The organism is Salinimicrobium oceani (assembly GCF_012037645.1).
The window spans coordinates 169192-188506 of sequence record NZ_JAAVJR010000001.1; the positions used below are offsets into that span (position 1 = coordinate 169192).

Annotated in this window: 18 protein-coding genes; 12 read left to right on the plus strand and 6 right to left on the minus strand. The window is 41.4% G+C overall.

The genetic code is table 11. The features are described 5' to 3' along the window. Nucleotides 1-6 precede the first annotated feature (6 nt). The gene (gene glyA / locus HC175_RS00715) at nucleotides 7-1281 is read right to left on the minus strand and encodes a serine hydroxymethyltransferase (protein ID WP_168136603.1); all 1275 of its coding nucleotides are present in this window, start codon (nucleotides 1279-1281) and stop codon (nucleotides 7-9) included. Between the two features lie 110 nt (nucleotides 1282-1391). Here glyA and fahA point away from each other — a divergent pair, with 110 nt between their 5' ends. After that, complete coding sequence (gene fahA, locus HC175_RS00720; RefSeq protein ID WP_168136604.1) at nucleotides 1392-2681, plus strand: fumarylacetoacetase; 1290 nt, start codon at nucleotides 1392-1394, stop codon at nucleotides 2679-2681. Nucleotides 2682-2733: 52 nt separating this feature from the next. Here the strand turns inward: fahA and HC175_RS00725 are convergent, their stop codons facing one another. Both HC175_RS00725 and ytxJ read right to left on the minus strand, forming a co-directional pair. Continuing rightward, nucleotides 2734-2937, minus strand: coding sequence for a hypothetical protein (locus HC175_RS00725; protein ID WP_168136605.1), 204 nt, complete (start codon nucleotides 2935-2937; stop codon nucleotides 2734-2736). 123 nt (nucleotides 2938-3060) lie between these two features. Next, entirely contained in the window at nucleotides 3061-3462 is a 402-nt protein-coding gene (gene ytxJ / locus HC175_RS00730) for a bacillithiol system redox-active protein YtxJ (RefSeq protein WP_168136606.1), read from the minus strand. Between the two features lie 203 nt (nucleotides 3463-3665). Here ytxJ and clpB point away from each other — a divergent pair, with 203 nt between their 5' ends. Continuing rightward, nucleotides 3666-6266 (plus strand): ATP-dependent chaperone ClpB, encoded by a 2601-nt coding sequence (gene clpB, locus HC175_RS00735; protein WP_168136607.1) that lies wholly within the window; start codon nucleotides 3666-3668, stop codon nucleotides 6264-6266. Nucleotides 6267-6311: 45 nt separating this feature from the next. On the opposite strand, the gene HC175_RS00740 is transcribed toward clpB, so the two are convergent. Continuing rightward, nucleotides 6312-6497, minus strand: a complete 186-nt coding sequence (locus HC175_RS00740) for a CsbD family protein (protein ID WP_168136608.1) — start codon at nucleotides 6495-6497, stop codon at nucleotides 6312-6314. Between the two features lie 101 nt (nucleotides 6498-6598). Between HC175_RS00740 and HC175_RS00745 the strand changes: the two genes are divergently transcribed. Beyond that, entirely contained in the window at nucleotides 6599-7699 is a 1101-nt protein-coding gene (locus HC175_RS00745) for an esterase-like activity of phytase family protein (RefSeq protein ID WP_168136609.1), read from the plus strand. A gap of 4 nt (nucleotides 7700-7703) precedes the next feature. Next, nucleotides 7704-8219: a SixA phosphatase family protein gene (locus tag HC175_RS00750; RefSeq protein WP_168136610.1), complete on the plus strand. Its 516-nt coding sequence runs from the start codon at nucleotides 7704-7706 to the stop codon at nucleotides 8217-8219. A gap of 101 nt (nucleotides 8220-8320) precedes the next feature. Here the strand turns inward: HC175_RS00750 and HC175_RS00755 are convergent, their stop codons facing one another. Next, nucleotides 8321-9070 (minus strand): DUF6503 family protein, encoded by a 750-nt coding sequence (locus HC175_RS00755; protein WP_235942487.1) that lies wholly within the window; start codon nucleotides 9068-9070, stop codon nucleotides 8321-8323. Nucleotides 9071-9187: 117 nt separating this feature from the next. Here HC175_RS00755 and smpB point away from each other — a divergent pair, with 117 nt between their 5' ends. Then, nucleotides 9188-9643, plus strand: coding sequence for an SsrA-binding protein SmpB (gene smpB / locus HC175_RS00760; protein ID WP_168136611.1), 456 nt, complete (start codon nucleotides 9188-9190; stop codon nucleotides 9641-9643). Nucleotides 9644-9958: 315 nt separating this feature from the next. Continuing rightward, a complete protein-coding gene (locus HC175_RS00765; RefSeq protein ID WP_168136612.1) occupies nucleotides 9959-11260 on the plus strand; it encodes a hypothetical protein in 1302 nt (433 codons plus the stop codon). Nucleotides 11261-11326: 66 nt separating this feature from the next. Here HC175_RS00765 and HC175_RS00770 read toward each other — a convergent pair whose 3' ends face one another. Next, nucleotides 11327-11971 (minus strand): protein-L-isoaspartate(D-aspartate) O-methyltransferase, encoded by a 645-nt coding sequence (locus HC175_RS00770; protein ID WP_168137108.1) that lies wholly within the window; start codon nucleotides 11969-11971, stop codon nucleotides 11327-11329. A 133-nt stretch (nucleotides 11972-12104) separates the two neighbouring features. Between HC175_RS00770 and HC175_RS00775 the strand changes: the two genes are divergently transcribed. The 6 genes from HC175_RS00775 to HC175_RS00800 are packed head-to-tail and all read left to right on the plus strand — an operon-like array spanning nucleotide 12105 to nucleotide 19254. After that, complete coding sequence (locus HC175_RS00775) at nucleotides 12105-13067, plus strand: Gfo/Idh/MocA family protein (RefSeq protein ID WP_168136613.1); 963 nt, start codon at nucleotides 12105-12107, stop codon at nucleotides 13065-13067. Between the two features lie 7 nt (nucleotides 13068-13074). After that, complete coding sequence (locus HC175_RS00780) at nucleotides 13075-13965, plus strand: 3-hydroxyacyl-CoA dehydrogenase family protein (RefSeq protein WP_168136614.1); 891 nt, start codon at nucleotides 13075-13077, stop codon at nucleotides 13963-13965. Between the two features lie 35 nt (nucleotides 13966-14000). Beyond that, nucleotides 14001-15236 carry a DUF1015 domain-containing protein gene (locus HC175_RS00785; protein WP_168136615.1) on the plus strand — a complete coding sequence of 412 codons (1236 nt, stop codon included), beginning with the start codon at nucleotides 14001-14003 and terminating at the stop codon, nucleotides 15234-15236. Between the two features lie 13 nt (nucleotides 15237-15249). Next, complete coding sequence (locus HC175_RS00790; protein ID WP_168136616.1) at nucleotides 15250-15912, plus strand: YggS family pyridoxal phosphate-dependent enzyme; 663 nt, start codon at nucleotides 15250-15252, stop codon at nucleotides 15910-15912. An 11-nt stretch (nucleotides 15913-15923) separates the two neighbouring features. Further along, nucleotides 15924-17297 carry an exonuclease domain-containing protein gene (locus HC175_RS00795; RefSeq protein WP_168136617.1) on the plus strand — a complete coding sequence of 458 codons (1374 nt, stop codon included), beginning with the start codon at nucleotides 15924-15926 and terminating at the stop codon, nucleotides 17295-17297. Further along, a complete protein-coding gene (locus HC175_RS00800) occupies nucleotides 17290-19254 on the plus strand; it encodes a hypothetical protein (protein ID WP_168136618.1) in 1965 nt (654 codons plus the stop codon). The genes HC175_RS00795 and HC175_RS00800 overlap by 8 nt, the downstream gene beginning before the upstream one ends. The last annotated feature ends 61 nt before the right edge of the window (nucleotides 19255-19315 follow it).

A 19315-nucleotide genomic window follows, 5' to 3' on the forward strand; every position in this document is an offset into this window, starting at 1 on the left:
TTAAATTTACATTTGAAATAATGGTCTTCCCTGCATCAGGTCGAGCACATCTTCTCTTACTCCCTCAAGTTTATCCTCATCCTGATAATTGGTGATCACTCTATCAATAAGTTCTACAATGGTGTCCATATCGTCTTCCTTTAAGCCACGCGTGGTGACTGCCGGAGTACCAATTCTGATTCCGGAAGTGACAAATGGGGATTTGTCATCAAAAGGAACCATATTTTTATTCACCGTTATCTCAGCCTTTCCAAGGGCCTCTTCGGCATCTTTTCCAGATATATTTTTGTTCCTAAGGTCGATCAACATCATGTGATTATCAGTTCCGCCAGAGATCACGTCATATCCTTTTTTCATAAAAGCTTCTGCCATTCGTTTGGCATTCTTTTTCACCTGTACCGTATAGTGCAGGAACTCGTCGGTAAGTGCTTCTCCAAATGCAACTGCTTTGGCTGCAATGATATGTTCCAAAGGCCCGCCCTGATTTCCAGGGAAAACCCCGCTGTTGAGTAGAGCTGACATCTTTTTCAAACTTCCGTTTTTGAGCTTTTCTCCAAATGGATTATCGAAATCTTTTCCCATCATAATGATCCCGCCACGTGGCCCGCGAAGGGTTTTATGCGTAGTAGAAGACACAACATGGCAATGAGGGATCGGGTCACTGAGAAGGCCTTTGGCGATCAAGCCAGCCGGGTGTGCAATATCTGCAAACAGAATGGCACCTACGCTATCGGCTATTTCCCGGAAACGCTTGTAATCAATTTCCCTGGAATATGCCGAAGCTCCAGCAATGATCATTTTAGGCTGCTCTTTTTCAGCTATTTTCTGAACTTCATCATAATCTATCAGTCCGGTTTCTTTATCCACTCCGTAGAACACAGGCTGGTAAAGCTTTCCGGAGAAATTCACGGGAGAACCGTGAGTTAGATGTCCGCCATGTGAAAGATCGAAACCAAGAAATTTATCTCCCGGTTTCATACAGGCATGGAATACTGCTGTATTTGCCTGGGAGCCCGAATGAGGTTGCACGTTGGCATATTCGGCATTGAAAAGTTCCTTTAATCTCTCGATCGCAAGATTTTCAACTTCGTCAACTACATCGCAACCACCATAATATCTCTTTCCGGGATAACCTTCTGCGTACTTATTTGTGAGCACAGAACCGGCTGCTTCCAGCACCTGCTCGCTAACAAAATTTTCACTTGCAATTAACTCTAAACCATTAAGTTGTCTTTCTTTTTCTGCTTCAATTAAATCAAACAATTCTTTATCCCGTTGCATATAAACTTTTTACGTTAAATAATACTCAAAAATAGCAAATACATTCGGTTCTTAGTAAGAAAATAATATATTTGGTTTGAATTGATTTTAACAAAATACCAACATTTATTATGTCCATTACAGCTAACGACCCTACAAGAAAAACATGGCTGGAAGTACCCGAAAACTCTGATTTTCCTATTCAAAATATTCCTTTTGGGGTTTTCCTCACAAGGGATGATATTATCACAATTGGTACCCGCATAGGAGATACCGCCATTGACCTTGGTGCTCTGCACCAGCTGGGTTATTTTGAAGGAATTCCTCTTACAGATGATATCTTTCTTCAGGATACCTTAAACGATTTCATATCTGACGGAAAGAAAACCTGGAGATTGGTAAGGAACCGTATCGCAGAAATTTTTGATATTAATAACAATGCTCTTCGCGATCATGAGGAGCATAGAAAAGTTGTGCTTTTTAGTCTTGATGAAATTGAAATGCAACTGCCGGTGCAGGTAGGAGATTATACAGATTTCTATTCAAGTAAAGAACACGCTACCAATGTGGGAACCATGTTTCGCGATCCCGAAAATGCACTGTTGCCAAACTGGCTGCACATTCCTGTAGGTTACCACGGAAGGAGCTCCTCGATAATCCCTAGTGGGATCCCGGTGCATCGCCCCCAGGGACAAACAAAACCAAAAGATGCCGATACTCCTGTATTTGGACCGTCAAAACGGGTGGATTTTGAACTGGAGATGGCTTTTATAACCACAGATGCTAATCATTTAGGAGAACCTATTCCTATTGAAGAAGCGGAGGATTATATTTTTGGGCTTGTGCTATTCAATGACTGGAGTGCTCGAGATATTCAAACCTGGGAATATGTTCCTTTGGGGCCATTTTTGGCGAAGAATTTTGCCTCTTCGATCTCCCCGTGGATCGTTACTCTTGATGCTCTGGAACCTTTTAGAGTAGAAAGTCCCAAGCCAGAAAAGGAGCTACTCGCCTATTTAAGATCAAAGGGAAAGAAAAGTTTTGATATTGAGCTGGAAGTCTTTCTACAACCAGAAGGCGGTGAGGAAACCAGAGTTTCTAAATCCAACTTTAAACATATGTACTGGAATATGAGTCAGCAGCTGGCGCATCACACTATAAATGGCTGCCCTGTAGTTTCGGGAGACATGATGGGATCTGGAACTATTTCGGGCCCCACTCCAGATTCTTACGGTTCCATGCTGGAACTCTCATGGAAAGGTGAAAAACCTATTGCACTTAAAGATGGAAGCACTCGCGCCTTTATAGAAGATAATGACACTGTTATTATGCGTGGCTACTGTCAAAAGGAGAATTACCGAATAGGCTTTGGAGAAGTAAGCACCAAACTGCTGCCGGTCTTTGAACCGAAGAAAAAATAAAATAAAAGAGCCGCTAATGCGGCTCTTTCTATTAGTCTCTAAGGGGTTCAGGTTATAATCTGTCTTCCCTGCTATTGCGATCTTCTCTATTACTATCGCGTTCCATGTCTCTTTCTCTCTCGGCATCTTCCTGTCTCTGCTTGTCACGATCACCAGCAGCATGTTGAGAAGGATTTCTTGTTTCCTCCTGCTGTTGATTTCTCCTTTGCTCTTCTTGACGATCTTGCCTGTTACGGTCTTCTCTTCTCTCTTCCATATTACAAGTTTTTTAGTTATTAAAAATTTTATTGTAACTAATATAAAGAGATATCATCCTCCTATAAACCTGATTATAAAAGATTTAACTGCATTTTATAGTTTAACATAAAACCAGTTTCCCTTATTTGATTTCTGCCTTTACGCTGGCGAGATCTATGGAATGATGAGAAGCATGATGCACCACTTTTCCATCCCTGATGATGATCATTTGCGGACTTTCATGTCTAACTCCAAAACGACTGGCAACTTCATTAGAAAGTTCGCGATTGGCCAGCAGATCCAGGAAATAAAGCTTTACTTCCTTGTCCTTAGGCAGGTCGTACTCCCGCTCGAAATTATTCAGTACCATTTTACTTATTCCGCAGCGGGTGGAGTGTTTGAAGATCACCACGGGTTGCTTTTCAGATTCTTTCTCAATTTCTTCTAATTGTTTGCTTTCGGTAAGCGCATGCCATGGCACCTCCTCGATTTCCTTCTTCACAATATCCCGCTCGCTTTTAAAAACTTTATCAAATAATCCCATTTTTGAATACTTAAATTAAACAATTCTAGTGCCTTGAAAAGTAAGAAATCTGCATGGTTTTCTCCTTATCAAAATACAAATTTAGTATATTTATAAGAGACAAAAAGTCATTGAATTTTCCTCTGTTCCAGTCATTTTGTCCGCTGTTTTTCACTGGTACATGCTTTGCTATTTCAGAAGAAAAAGATCAAACAACAACAACTATGAATTTGAATAACTTCACTATAAAAAGCCAGGAAGCCATTCAGCAGGCCCAGCAACTGGCTCAGGAATTAGGGCATCAGCAAATTGAGAACGAACACCTGTTTAAAGCGATTAGCCTTGTCGATGAAAATGTAACGCCGTTTCTTTTGAAGAAACTGAACATCAATGTGGGGCTTTTTCAACAGATCCTGGATAAGACCTTGCAGAGTTTTCCAAAAGTAAGCGGTGGTGATATCATGCTTTCCCGCGAAGCTTCGAGAACTTTAAATGATGCGTCTTCCATAGCGAAGAAAATGGGAGATGAGTATGTTTCCGTCGAACACCTTATTTTAGCCATTTTTGGATCGTCGAGCAAAGTTGCACAGATCCTGAAAGATCAAGGAGCTACAGAAAAAGCCTTAAAAGCCGCTATTCAGGAGCTTCGGAAGGGAGAAAATGTCACCTCTCAAAGTGCCGAGGAGACATACAATTCCCTGAATAAATACGCGAACCACCTCAACAAACTTGCCGAGGAAGGTAAACTGGATCCGGTAATAGGAAGGGACGAAGAAATAAGACGTGTACTTCAAATCCTATCCAGAAGGACCAAGAATAACCCAATGCTGGTTGGAGAACCTGGAGTTGGAAAAACTGCCATTGCCGAAGGTCTCGCACATCGTATCATTTCGGGAGATGTACCCGAAAACCTCAAGGACAAGCAGATCTATTCCCTTGATATGGGTGCCTTGATCGCAGGAGCAAAGTACAAAGGTGAATTTGAGGAAAGACTTAAAGCTGTAATTAAGGAGGTGACTTCTAGTGAGGGTAATATTGTACTCTTTATCGACGAGATCCATACTTTAGTTGGTGCCGGTGGCGGACAGGGCGCTATGGATGCAGCCAATATTCTTAAACCTGCTCTTGCGAGAGGCGAACTGAGAGCTATTGGGACAACCACGCTTGATGAATATCAAAAATACTTCGAAAAAGATAAAGCCCTGGAACGACGTTTCCAGAAGGTTACGGTAGATGAACCAGATACCGAAAGTGCGATTTCCATATTGCGTGGGATCAAAGAAAAATATGAGACCCACCACAAAGTGCGCATTAAAGATGAGGCGATCATCTCGGCTGTTGAGTTGTCTCAGCGGTATATCACGAACAGATTTTTACCCGATAAGGCTATCGACCTTATGGACGAAGCAGCTTCCCGACTTCGCATGGAGATCAATTCCAAACCCGAAGAACTTGATGTGCTCGACCGTAAGATCATGCAGCTGGAGATCGAAATGGAAGCCATTAAACGGGAGAATGATGAAACTAAATTAAAGGCTTTAAGGGCAGATCTTGCCAATTTCAAGGACGAGCGCAATGAGCTCCATGCCCAGTGGAAAAATGAAAAGGAGGTAGTAGATAACATCCAGACGGCAAAGTCCAGGATCGAGGATTATAAACTGGAAGCCGAACGCGCCGAGCGGGAAGGCAACTACGGAAAGGTTGCTGAACTTCGCTACGGAAAGATCAAGGAAGAACAGGAAAGATTAGCCGAGCTTCAGAAACAACTGGAAGAAAATCAGCAGGGAAAATCCTTGATCAAGGAAGAAGTTACTAATGAAGATATCGCTGAAGTAGTAGCAAAGTGGACAGGCATTCCTGTAACCAAAATGCTTCAGACAGAGCGTGAGAAACTTTTAAAACTGGAAGATGAGCTCCATAGAAGAGTTGTTGGCCAGGACGAAGCCATACAGGCAGTAAGTGATGCTGTACGAAGAAGCAGAGCCGGCCTGCAGGATCAAAAGAAACCAATAGGCTCCTTCTTATTTTTGGGTACTACTGGAGTAGGTAAGACCGAACTAGCCAAAGCTCTGGCCGATTATCTCTTTAATGATGAGAGTGCCATGACCCGCATAGATATGAGCGAGTACCAGGAGCGCCATGCAGTTAGCAGGTTGGTTGGGGCACCTCCAGGATATGTAGGTTACGATGAGGGCGGACAATTGACCGAAGCAGTTCGCAGAAAACCCTATTCTGTGATCTTACTGGATGAAATTGAAAAAGCCCATCCCGATACTTTTAACATCCTGCTCCAGGTGCTGGATGAGGGACGACTTACAGATAATAAAGGACGCCTAGCCGATTTTAAGAATACGATCATCATCATGACATCAAACATGGGTTCTCATATCATACAGGAGAAGTTTGAAGCAGTAGAGGATCTCGACACAGCAATGGAAAGTGCTAAAACTGATGTTCTGGCATTGTTAAAACAAAGCGTAAGGCCTGAATTCCTGAACAGGATTGATGATATTGTCATGTTCACACCTCTCAGCAAGAATGACATCAGGGAGATTGTAGGATTACAATTAAAAGGAGTAAGAAAAATGCTTGCAAAACAGGGGATCACTCTGGATGCTACCGCAGATGCTATTGAAGATCTTGCTCAAAAGGGATTTGATCCCCAATATGGTGCGAGGCCTGTGAAACGAACGATACAGAAAGAAGTTCTGAACAAGTTGTCTAAGGAAATTCTTAGCGGAAAGATCCATACGGAAAGTATTATTTTACTCGATTCCTTCAATGGGGAACTGGTTTTCAGAAATCAGGAAGAGATTGCCCAATAACAAATCAGACCCCGATATCGGGGCCTGATCTATTTTAAAAGATGTTTACCATCTGTCTATTTCGCGCTTTAGATCTTCTTTGCTGCGTCCGGTTCTTTCCTGAAGCCGTCCCAGCATTTCATCAAATTTTCCTTCGCGATAGGTCACATCATCATCTGTGAGATCTCCATACTTCTGTTTGAATTCTCCTTTGATCTGTTTCCATTTTCCTTCAATTTGATCATCATTCATAATTATAGTTTTATGGTTTCTTCCGAAATTAGGAAAAGAGGGCATACAACTCCATTAAAAATATCCCATTTTGCTCTTAAGATTTTGTTATTTTTATCGGCATGAAAAAGATTTTCCTTCTCGCTTTTTTAGCCACCGCCCTCTTTAGTTGTAAGAGTACACGCCTGGGCAGCACAGACAATGTGCAGGTAAAATTTTTAGATGATTATACGATCCCTGAAGATCTCGAAATAGAAAGCACCCGCGTAGGAGGCCTCTCAGGCATTGACTACCATGAAGGAACTTTATTTATGGTAAGTGATGATCCTTCAAATCCTCGCATCTACGTTGCAAGCCTGGAACTTTCCGAAGAAAATATTGACAGCCTTCAAATCAAAGAGGTCATCCTTCTGGAGAAAAATCATGACCAGCTTAAAAATGAGCATCTGGACCTGGAAAGTCTGATTTTTGAACCTGCGGAAGAAAACTTCCTTTTAAGTAGTGAAGGAAGCATCAACAAGCAAAAAGACCCTATGCTCTTCAGGGTGTCAAAAAGGGGAAATTTCGTAGATACTTTTCTGCTGCCCGAAAATCTTTTGGCAGCAAGTATTAAAAAGCCCAGGAACAACGGAACTCTTGAAGGTCTTGCAACCTCTTTTGACGGCAAAGGCCTTTGGGCAGCAATGGAACTGCCTCTGGAAACTGATGGTCCAAAACCGAAGTTGTATCCTACAAAATCACCTGTGAGGATCACCTATTTTGACAAGCAAAGTAAAAAAGCCACAAAACAATTTCCATACAGATTGGAGCGTATTGCAAAAATCCCATGGCTGTACTTTGCAGTAAATGGCGTAACTGATCTTCTGGAATATGCACCCAACAAGTTTCTCATTCTGGAAAGAGGTTTTGCTGCCGGTCACGGTCAAAAAGGAAATACCATTAGAATATTTGATGTGGACGCCAGCCTGGCCACAAATACCCTGGATATTAACAACCTGCGGGTTTCCTTCAACAATCCGGCGAAGAAAACTTTGTTGTATGATTTTAAATGGGCTAAGGATTTTCTTAGTCAGGAGATCATTGACAATATCGAAGGCATCACCTTTGGACCTGTTCTACCTAACGGAAACAGGTCTCTCCTACTAATTTCCGATAACAATTTCAATTCTATGGGACCACAGCTTAACCAGTTGATCCTCATGGAATTCACTCAAAGGGACTAACGCTATGAACTCTTATTTTATTATTCTGCTATCTTTCCTTTCCATGGGAGCTTCTCACAATTCAGCTGAACCACCTATGCAGGAAAGTACTACCTACTATTTTATTCGCCATGCAGAAAAGGACGAGGGTGATCCTCAAAATAAAGATCCGAAGCTAACAGCTGCAGGACATCTTCGGGCTGAAAAATGGGTGGATATCCTCAAAGAGGTACAATTCGACCTCATCATGTCCACCAACCTTGAAAGAACCCGTTCTACAGCTGCCAAGATTGCTGAGGCACAGGGAAAAGAGGTGCAATTTTATGATCCCCGCAATTTAAACAGCGTCGAATTTCAAGGGAAGACCAAGGGAAAGACGGTTCTGGTGGTTGGCCATAGCAACACTAATCCTGCGTTTGTTAATGCCATTCTTGGTGAAGAGAAATTTGAAGCTCTTGATGAAAAGGAATACGGAAGCCTTTTTATCGTAAATATAGATGCAGATGGCAAAAAATCTGCCCAGGTGAAATACCACAACTAGATATTCAAAAAAGCTATTCTGAAATCCCTTTTTTGAAAGAAAGTAAAATCTAATGTTGCTGAATAAGTTACGTCTTTTGAGGTCTACTCCGCTATTCGCTGCTATTCCTTGATCTCCACATTCAGAATTTCGTTCTCAATTTGGGACACTTTAATTAATTCCCCTTTTTGGAACATGTCATCAAGGTCTTGCAACGGGGTAGTGAGATCATTGGTCTTGTAATTCTCGTAATCTACAAATCTTATTCCTCCCTCAGTCCTTGGATTCACTGCCTTCCTGAACCTGATGCCGCCGTCATTTACGAAAAACCGGTAAGCCAGATAATCTACGCTGTAGTTCTCCTTATCAATCCAGTACATATAAACATCTTCGTGATCCTGGCCGCCGCCTTCCTGCCTGAAGGTCACCTTGATCTCGTGATATAATTTTCCATTTACAGTGTCCTGCCCCACCAGCTCTTTGACCACTGCATCATCGTTCAATCCAAATGGTAACTGCACAAAATAATGCACCGCATTAACACTTTCGGAATAAACCCCAGCCAGAGAATCTGAAATCGCTACCTCTTCGTCCTGGTGAAAGCGCTTAAAGCCCTTATTGTTCAACACGTCGTAATAGGTGGTGCCGGTAGAATCTGTGATCTTTCGCGTTAATTCAAATTCACCGCCATTTCTTTGACTGGTGTAAAGATTTCCGCGGAAGTTGAATTCAATGCTGGCACGAGAATATTTTTCGCCACCCGCCTGTTCAATTGCTTTGGCTACTATTTTGTCTGCTTCAGAAGTAGATGCTTCATCATTACAGGAAAACAACGCTAATAAAAGGGAGAAATAAAGATACTTTTTCATCATGGGGAACTGTAAAACGCAAAAATAACTTTTCTGTGAGTGAAACAGAAATTATCGCGTAGGTTTTAAGAATTCGCTAAATAGACTGCTATTTCAACAAAGCTTGTTATTTTTGTTAGCATGAAGAACGATATCAATATAAAGAACCGCAAAGCGAAATTCGAATACGAGATCCTCGATACCTATGTCGCCGGAATAAAGCTCGCCGGTACCGAGATCAAGGCCATTCGGGAAGGAAAGGCATCTATTGCTGAGAGTTTTTGTGAGTTCTCCAATAGTGAATTGTTCGTGATCAACATGACCGTTCAGGAATACTCGCATGCTACATATTTTAATCATGATCCAAAACATGCACGTAAGCTGCTTCTTAACCGAAAAGAACTTCGGAAGTTAGAAAAGGAAGTGAAAAATTCAGGTCTTACTATTGTACCCCTTAGGCTTTTCATCAATGACCGCGGACTTGCAAAGATGCAAATAGCTTTGGCTAAAGGGAAAAAATTGTTTGACAAAAGAGAGGTCATTAAAGACCGGGAAAACAAGCGAAAACTCGACCGGATTCAGAAGGAATACAAGTAGAAAAAATCCTTTCCTTTTGCCTTACACGAAACCTTAATTTCTGAATATCAATATATTAACTGCGTTGTATTCTTCCGAAGAAATCGGCCCTTCGGGATCATTTTTTTTAAACTAATTACTGGTTTTCCCCTATTTCATCTTCTCCAGCAGCAAACTATATTAGTTCTCCTATTTTGCCCTCCAAAGTTTAAAGTGGATCATTAAAGTCTCCACCTTTTACCTTTCCCCCTCTTGTTGCCTCGATCCTAAATGTTAGCCTGCTTGTGGTGTTTAAGTTTGAATATTAACCATTCAATATAACCAAAACCACTAACTATGAAGAAGACAAAACTTCTCTCCGCAATTTTCCTTAGCTTTTCCCTGCTGTTTGCTTCCTGTAGCAAAGAAGATGAATCTCCAGCCATAAACAAGGATACCGCTTACCTCTCCTTTCACACCCTCCTCAATGATCTCGCTCAAAAACAACAGAACAAACAGGTGAATTCTGATATTCCGGAATGTTCTGATGGTATTCCAGCGTTCGTAGAAATTATTCTTAGTCTGGACGAGGTTTATGTGGCTGGATCAGAATCTACTCCGCTAAGATTAGATCTTCACCCAAATCCAAGTGATATGGATGGAGACGGTGCTTTGGATTATTTTACCGAAGAGTCTGCCACCCTGGAACTTGTTCCCGGTACTTACACCCTAGAATACTTCACTGTACTTGATGCAGATGGGAACGTACTTTGGATAGCCCCAATGGATGATGGGCAGCCGGGAGGAATTGACGACATGGTGGAACAATCTCTTCCTATGGATATAAATCTTGGTGCAGGAGTTAAAAAATATCAGAATGTAGAAGTAGTTTGTTTCGATGACAGAAACGTAAACCAGTATGGGTACCTCTTTTTTGATCTTAATGGTTATGAGGTGATAGAATTTTGCATTTTTGGAAACTACTGTGATGAAACAGGCCGACATGCAGAATTTATTCAATATGAAGTAGATGTCTGGAAATTCAGTGGCGATGCCTTTTCTCCTAAAGGAGATGTACTTCATGAAAACCTTCAGAATTCTGTTATTGTTACCGATTATGAGGATTACGCAGAAACAAACTCCCTTCCTTTATGCTTTACCCTGCCCGATGGTCCTGGATTTGATGAGTATTATATTGAGATCACTCAACTTCAACCAGGTCCTGAACCCGTACTCATTCGCAGCGGTCTGATTTCAGATGTTGATGTTAGAAACTTGTTTAGCGGAGATGAAGCTATGGAATATTACCACTTTAGAGAGGGAAATTGTAATTTAAGTGATGATCCAATTCTGTTAAGTGATCACAGAAATATCCTTGATGTTACCTGGGAATTCACCTTCAACTTTGGGGATGCCATGATCGCGGCCGATGTTGATTTCTACGCAGATGGTACTGCCTCTTATAAACCTTATGGTGACGAGGCAGGAATTGTTTGGGGCACCTGGTCTTTTTTCGACAACTACCTATTCTATGACCCAGATGGAGACCAAGATATACTCGGATTCCTTGTGTCGGGAAAATGGACTAATAATTCTTTTTCTGGGGATTTCTGGCACAACGGTGTGAAAGATAGCTGGTCAGGATACCACAAAAATTAATGCTTTAGCGCTCAAACAAAAAGGAGGTCTCGAGCCTCCTTTTTTTATTTTTGTTAAGTTTCAGCTTTAATTTTTGTCTTCCAGTAATGGAACGAATCTGAAATTTCCAAATTCTGTTTTTTCAAATTCTGTATCAGATTTTCTCTCAAACAGAGTCATTACCTGCAGATCCTTCCCCACAGGGATCACCATCCTGCCACCAACTTTGAGCTGGCTTAGCAATGGCTTGGGTACAAAAGGAGCTCCCGCGGTAACTATTATCCTGTCAAACGGAGCGTATTCGGGTAGGCCTTTATAGCCGTCTCCAAAGCTCAAATAGCGCGGCCTGTATCCTATTTTGGAGAGAAACAACTTGGTTTTTTTAAATAACTCCTGTTGTCTTTCTATACTGTAAACCCTGGCTCCAAGCTCACATAGTACAGCAGTTTGATAACCACTTCCGGTACCAATTTCCAGAACGGAATCTCCCTTTTTTACTTGCAATACCTCTGTTTGAAAAGCGACGGTATAAGGCTGCGATATGGTTTGATCTGCAGCTATGGGAAAGGCCTTATCCTGGTACGCGTGATCTTCAAAGCTGCTATCCATAAAAAGATGACGCGGAATCTTTTTTATAGCATCAAGAACCTTTTCGTCTTTTATCCCTTTGTCTTCCACAACCTTGGCCAGCTGCAATCTCTTACCTTGATGTTTGATCGTATCCTTTCGCACCGTTTTGCTTTTGCGCAAAATTACATAAAGATTACCTCAGGATAAAGAAAAAATAGAAAGGCCGATAATGATTCCGGCGTAATTGGCATTGGCTTTAGCTCAATTAATATTATTTTTGTTCAAAACAGAAATTATGCTAAAAGCCGGCGTCCTGGGAGCAGGACACTTAGGAAAAATTCATCTGCGCCTTCTGCAGGAATCTCAGGAATATGAATTGGTTGGTTTCTATGATATAGATGAAGCCAGCGGGCGAAAGGTAGAAGAGGAATTTGGCTATAGATATTTCAACGACCTTGATGCGCTCATAGCTGCAGTAGATGTGGTAGATGTGGTTACCCCTACCTTATCCCATTTCGAAACTGGAAAAAAATCCATTCTGGCAGGAAAGCACCTGTTTATTGAAAAACCTATCACCAATACGGTTGAGGAAGCCGAAGAGCTTACGCGGCTGGCAAAAGAGCATAATGTAAAGGGGCAGGTGGGGCATGTAGAGCGTTTCAATCCTGCCTTTAAGGCGGTTGCAGGTAAGATCGATAACCCGATGTTCATTGAGGCGCATCGCCTGGCAGAGTTTAATCCGCGGGGGACAGATGTACCGGTTGTACTCGATCTTATGATCCATGATATTGATGCCATTCTTAGTGTCGTAAAGTCTGAAGTAAAGGAAATTAAGGCCAATGGAGTCTCGGTGATTAGTGATACACCCGATATTGCCAATGCGCGTATCGAGTTTGAAAACGGATGTGTTGCTAACCTTACAGCCAGCCGAATTTCCCTGAAGAACATGCGGAAGGCAAGGTTCTTTCAACGAGACGCTTACATCTCTGTAGATTTTCTCGAGAAGAAATGCGAGGTGGTAAAGATGAAAGATGCTCCCCAACAACCTGGGGATTTCGATATGATCCTTCAGAATGCAGAAGGTTTAAAAAAACAGATCTACTTTGATAATCCACAAGTGAACCCCAATAATGCCATTTTAGAGGAGCTGAATTCCTTTGCCCAGGCCATAAAGAATGATACCACTCCTGTGGTGAGTCTGGAGCAGGGAACCAATGCCCTGCGGGTAGCAAAAAAAATTATCCAATCATTTAACTAATATCACTATGAAAAATATTGCAGTAATTGGAGCAGGAACAATGGGCAACGGGATTGCCCATACTTTTGCCCAGTTTGGTTATAAAACAAACCTTATTGATGTTTCAGAAAAAAGTCTGGAAAGAGGCATGAACACCATCTCTGGAAATCTTGATCGCATGCTCGCCAAAGAAAAGATCTCTGAAGATGACAAGAACAACACCTTAAGCAATATCACAACCTTTACTGAGCTTTCCAAGGGAGTAAAAAATGTTGACCTGGTTGTGGAAGCAGCTACAGAAAACGTTGACCTCAAACTTTCTATTTTTAAGCAACTTGATGAGCTTTGTTCAAAAGATACTGTACTTGCTTCTAACACTTCTTCCATCTCCATTACAAAGATCGCTTCGGTTGTTTCAAATCCAGAGCGCGTAATTGGGATGCATTTTATGAATCCGGTGCCTGTGATGAAACTGGTAGAGATCATAAGAGGTTACAACACCAGTGATGCTATTACTTCCAGTATCATGGACCTTTCAAAAAAGCTGAAAAAGGAGCCGGTCGAAGTAAATGACTATCCTGGCTTTGTCGCAAACCGAATTCTTATGCCCATGATCAACGAATCTATAGAAACACTTTATAACGGCGTAGCTGGGGTTCAGGAGATAGATACAGTGATGAAACTAGGCATGGCACATCCTATGGGCCCTTTACAGCTTGCCGATTTCATCGGGCTCGATGTATGCCTCTCCATTCTTGAGGTAATGTACAACGGTTTTAAAAATCCGAAATACGCGCCCTGTCCTTTGTTGGTTAACATGGTACAGGCCGGAAAGCTCGGGGTGAAATCTGGAGAAGGTTTCTATGATTATTCAGAAAGTAGAAAAGCAGAAAAAATATCTCGCCAGTTCACCTCTTAAAAATGGCATTTTTGAACCCTCTTAATTAGCAATGTTTGGCACAAATCATTCCGTTTAAGGCAGTACGGCCCGCTCGTGACAAGGTAGGCCTTGTTCCTACCCGTCCGTTCCAGGAATATGCTGTAGAAGAAGTAAAGTTTCAGTTGGAACACAATCCGTTTTCTTTTCTTCACATCCTCAATCCGGGTTATAAATTTCAGAAAGAAATATCGGGAAGTGAGCGTTTTCAACTGGTTAAAAATCGATACCTGGAATTTAAGGAGGAAGGTATTTTTATTCAGGATGAAGTGCCGGCATATTATATCTATAAGACCATTTCCCGAAACCAGGTATACTCTGGGATCATTGCTGCCACCAGTGCCAATGATTATGAGAATGATGTGATAAGGAAGCACGAGGATACAATTTCTCACCGCGAGCAATTGTTCAAAGATTATTTGAAAACTGTAGGCTTTAACACAGAACCTGTGCTCCTCACCTATCCCGATAGTGACGTGATCAATGAGATAACTTCGGAAGTGATGCAGGAGCGACCAGAATATGAGTTTTCTTCGCTTAACCGTGATGTACATTACCTGTGGATCGTCAATGATCCTGAAAGAACTGAGAAGATAAGGGAGGAATTTGCCCAGATGGAGGCCGTTTACATTGCCGATGGTCATCATAGAAGCGCCTCCTCATGGCTACTGGCTAAGGAATCTAAAGAAAAGAACCCACAGCACACGGGCGAGGAACCCTATAATTTTTTTCTGAGCTATATGATTGCCCAGAGCAATTTGAAGCTTTATGAATTCAACCGGCTAATAAAAGACCTAAATGGCCTGGGGAAAAAAGAATTTCTCATGCAGCTGGACGAATGGTTCAGGATCGAAAATCGAGGCACTGAGTTTTATAAGCCTTCTAAGAAACACCATTTTTCGATGTACCTGGATGGAGAATATTACTCCCTATACCTGCGCAAAACCAATTATGAATTTACAGATTCCCTGAGCACCCTAGACCCTTACATCTTATACATCAAGGTGCTACGCCCGCTTTTAAGGATCGAAGATCTTAAAAATGACCATAGAATATCTTATCTTCCCGGTAGAAACGAAAGCTTCGATGTAAAAAAACAGGTCGACGAAGGCAATTTTGCTGTTGGCTTCGGAATGTTGCCCCTTACCTTTGATGAGATTAAACAAATTGCAGATGCCGGCCTCACTATGCCTCCCAAAAGCACCTGTATAGAACCCAAACTTAGAAGCGGATTAACGGTTTACGAATTCTGAAGAATCAATGCGTATGAATGTTGCAGACAATCTGAAAAAGATAAAATCAGAAATTCCGGAGGAAGTTAGCCTTGTTGCAATTTCCAAAACCAAGCCCGAAAATGACATTTTAGAGGCCTATAATACAGGGCACCGCATTTTTGGGGAGAACAAGATCCAGGAGATGACGACCAAATGGGAAAATCTTCCGAAGGATATTGAATGGCATATGGTGGGACATGTACAGCGAAATAAGGTAAAGTACATGGCCGAATATGTCACGCTTATTCATGCTGTAGACTCCCTGAAACTACTCAGGGAAATAGACAAGCAGGCAGAAAAATTCGGTCGCAACATCGATTGCCTGCTCCAGATCAAAATAGCCGAAGAGGATTCGAAATTTGGAATAAATGTTGCTGAAGCAAAGGGAATCCTGGAGAGCGAAGCTTACAGCAAAATGGCTCACGTCAAGGTGGTTGGCTTAATGGGAATGGCAACCCTTACAGACAATACTGACAAAATAAAAGAGGAATTTAGCTTTTTAAAGAGTACATTTGAAGAGTTTAGATCCAGGTATAATTCCTTCACAACTTTATCGATGGGAATGAGTGGCGATTATAAGATCGCCATTGAGTGCGGAAGTTCAATGATAAGAGTAGGAAGTTCAATATTTGGAGAAAGAAATTACAATAAATAAGGGTTAAGCATTTGTACGCAATTTTAGACATAGAAACTACCGGCGGGAAGTATAATGAAGAGGGAATTACAGAGATTGCTGTCTATAAATTTGACGGACATAAAGTAGTAGATCAATTCATAAGCCTTGTGAATCCCGAGATCCCAATACAGCCTTTTGTTGTTGGGCTTACGGGAATTAACAATGAAATGCTGCGAAATGCCCCTAAGTTTTTTGAGGTGGCAAAAAGAATTGTCGAGATCACAGAAGATGCAATTCTTGTTGCCCATAATGCAAAATTCGATTACCGTATCTTAAGGACGGAGTTTGGCCGACTAGGATTTGATTTTGAGCGCAAAAGCCTTTGTACAGTAGAACTTTCAAAAAAACTTATTCCCGGGCAGCCTTCATACAGTCTGGGAAAACTGGTAAGATCACTGGGAATTCCTTTGAGCGACCGGCACCGTGCAAGTGGAGATGCACAGGCTACGGTAAAGCTTTTCAAGATGCTGCTCGCTAAGGATTCAGATAAGGAAATTCTAAAAAATACCGTTAGAAATGCTCCCCGGCTCCAAATGGACACAAAACTCGTTCAGCTACTCGATGAACTTCCGTCGATAACCGGAGTTTATTATCTTCACAATGCAGATGGCGACATTATCTATATTGGCAAGAGCAAGAATATTAAAAAAAGGGTAAATCAGCATTTCACCAGCGAAAACAGGAAATCCCTGGAAATTCAGAAAGAAGTAGCCTCTGTGAGCTATGAAGCCACGGGAAATGAGCTGAATGCATTGCTTAAGGAAAATGAAGAGGTTAAACGTAACAAACCCAAATACAACAAGGCTTTAAAAAGATCTATTTTTTCCCATGCCCTGTATCAGATACGGGACAAGGATGGATTTATTCATCTTCGAATTGGTAAAATAGATGGTCGTAAAAAATATATAACAGCTTTTGCAAATCTACAACAGGCAAGGGCTGCACTTGAAAACATTCAGCAGGAATATGAACTCTGTCAAAAGTTTACGGGACTACATACCGGAAACGGCAATTGCTTTAGTTATAGCATTAAAGAATGTAAAGGTGCCTGTGCAGGCCAGGAGAATGTACTCGAGTACAATGAGCGCGTAAACCAGGTGCTCAATAAATACAGCTACGAAAATCAAAATATGCTGGTCATTGACCGCGGTAGGGAATTAGACGAGAAGAGCGCGTTATTAGTGGAAGAAGGAGAGTTCAAAGGAATTGGTTATTTTAACCTGAATTATCAATTGAACAACATGGAGATCATCAAATCGATCATTACCCCCATGAAGAGTGACAGAGATGCACAGCAGATAATTCAAAATTACCTACGAAAGAACAACCGACTGAAAATCATCCACTTAAATACTCATGACTAAATATTTACTTCTCCCATTTCTATTTATTTCTCTTTCTCTTTTCTCTCAAGAACAATTATTCAACCTTAAGGACCTTACTGTAAATAAAGCCGAACTTGAGGCTACAGGCTACAGCAAAGATGCTACGGCGAATGCTTTTTACATCTACGAAAATGGATACAGCCGGTTTCAACAGGGAGGAGATTACCATCTGCTTTCAGATTATAAAGCCAAAATTAAGATCCTGAACAAAGAAGGTTTTAAGCACGCCAGTATCCAGATCAGGCTCCGTAAGAATGGGTCAAATAGAGAAAAAATTCATGACCTGGAAGCTGCAACGCATTTTCTTGAAAATGGAATTATTCAGGTAAGACGGGTCAAACCAGAGATGATCTTCACTGAAGAGAACCCGGAATACGATGTGGTTAAGTTCACTTTCCCCTCTGTACAACCTGGAGCAGTAATCACCTACTCCTTTCAAAAGGAATCCCCATTCTACTTCAATTTTGAATCCTGGTGGTTTCAGGAAGACATTCCTAAAATGTACAGCCGGTATCTCGCCGATATTCCTGGGAACTACAGGTACAATATCAGGAAAGTAGGTACCCAGGCGTTGGACGTTGAAAACAATGACGTGAAGAAACGTTGCTTTCATATTCGTGGTATTCCTGAACCTGCAGACTGTATGAGTTCTGAATACGTAATGAAAGATATTCCCGCCTTTAAGGAAGAGAAGTACCTTACCTCAAGATATAATTTCCTGTCAAGAATTGAATATGAACTGCAGGAAATCTTCATCCCAGACGGGCGCACAAAGAAGTTCACAAAAACCTGGGACGATGTAGACAGGGAGCTTAGACGAGACAACGATCTGGGAAAACAGCTAAGAAAAACAAAATGGGTAGAAGGCGTACTGCCTGCCGCTATTAGCAGTAAATCCAATTCTCTTGAAAAAGCACAGGAGATCTTTGATTTCGTAAAGAACAACTATCGTTGGAATGGAGATTATAAGATCTTCCAGGATGTGAGCATTAAGGAGCTGTTAGAGGAAAAGACAGGTAACGTATCTGCCATCAATATCCTGCTTCACAATATCTACGTGGAAGAGGGATTTGAGGTACTGCCTCTTTTGAGCTCCACACGTGAAAATGGAATTCCCACCCAGTTATATCCCGTCCTCTCAGAATTCAATTACCTTATGGTTCATCTCACTCTTGATGAAAAGGAATACCTGCTGGACGCAACAGAGAAAAATACCAATTTTGGGATCACTCCTTTTCGCACCCTGAATAAATACGGAAGATTACTGGATTTTGAAAACGGTAGTAGCTGGTACCAAATAGAACCCGAAGGTATTTCAACCATCATTCTTCATGATTCTATAAAATTACATCCCGATGGTACGGCAACAGGTAAATCTCTACATTCCTTTTCTGGCTATCATGCCCTTTCTGTAAAGAATATCCTGGAGGATCTTAAGTCTGAAGAAATTTTTGAGGAGCTTTCAAATCCCAATCCGCATACAATGAGTCTAGCTGTTGCTCAGGCACAATCTTCAAATAAAGTTGATCTGTCTTTTGATCTTCAGAATTCGAGTCAGAAGATCAATGACCTCTATTACGTCAATCCCTTCAGCTTTAAGTTTTTCAGGGAAAATCCATTTAAGTTAAAGGAGAGAACCTATCCCATTGATTTCGGTTATAAGGATGCTTACACTTATAACATCAGCATTGAAATCCCGGAAACTCATGAATTTGTGGAACTTCCGGAAAATAGGGTGATCGCGCTTCCAGAAAAGGGAGGTTCTCTTCATTTCCTGACACAAAAAATAGATAACCAAAACCTTATGGTTCACTGCAGGGTCTACTTTCCCTTAGCTGTTTATGGCGCAGGTTACTATCCATACCTTCAGAAGTTTTTTACCGAAATGCTTAATATTCAGGAGCAGTCTATTATTGTGGTACGAGAAAAGGCTTAAAAATGTCATTTTTGACAGCTTATATGTTGAGGCGAGCAGTAACAATTCCTTCGAAATAAAG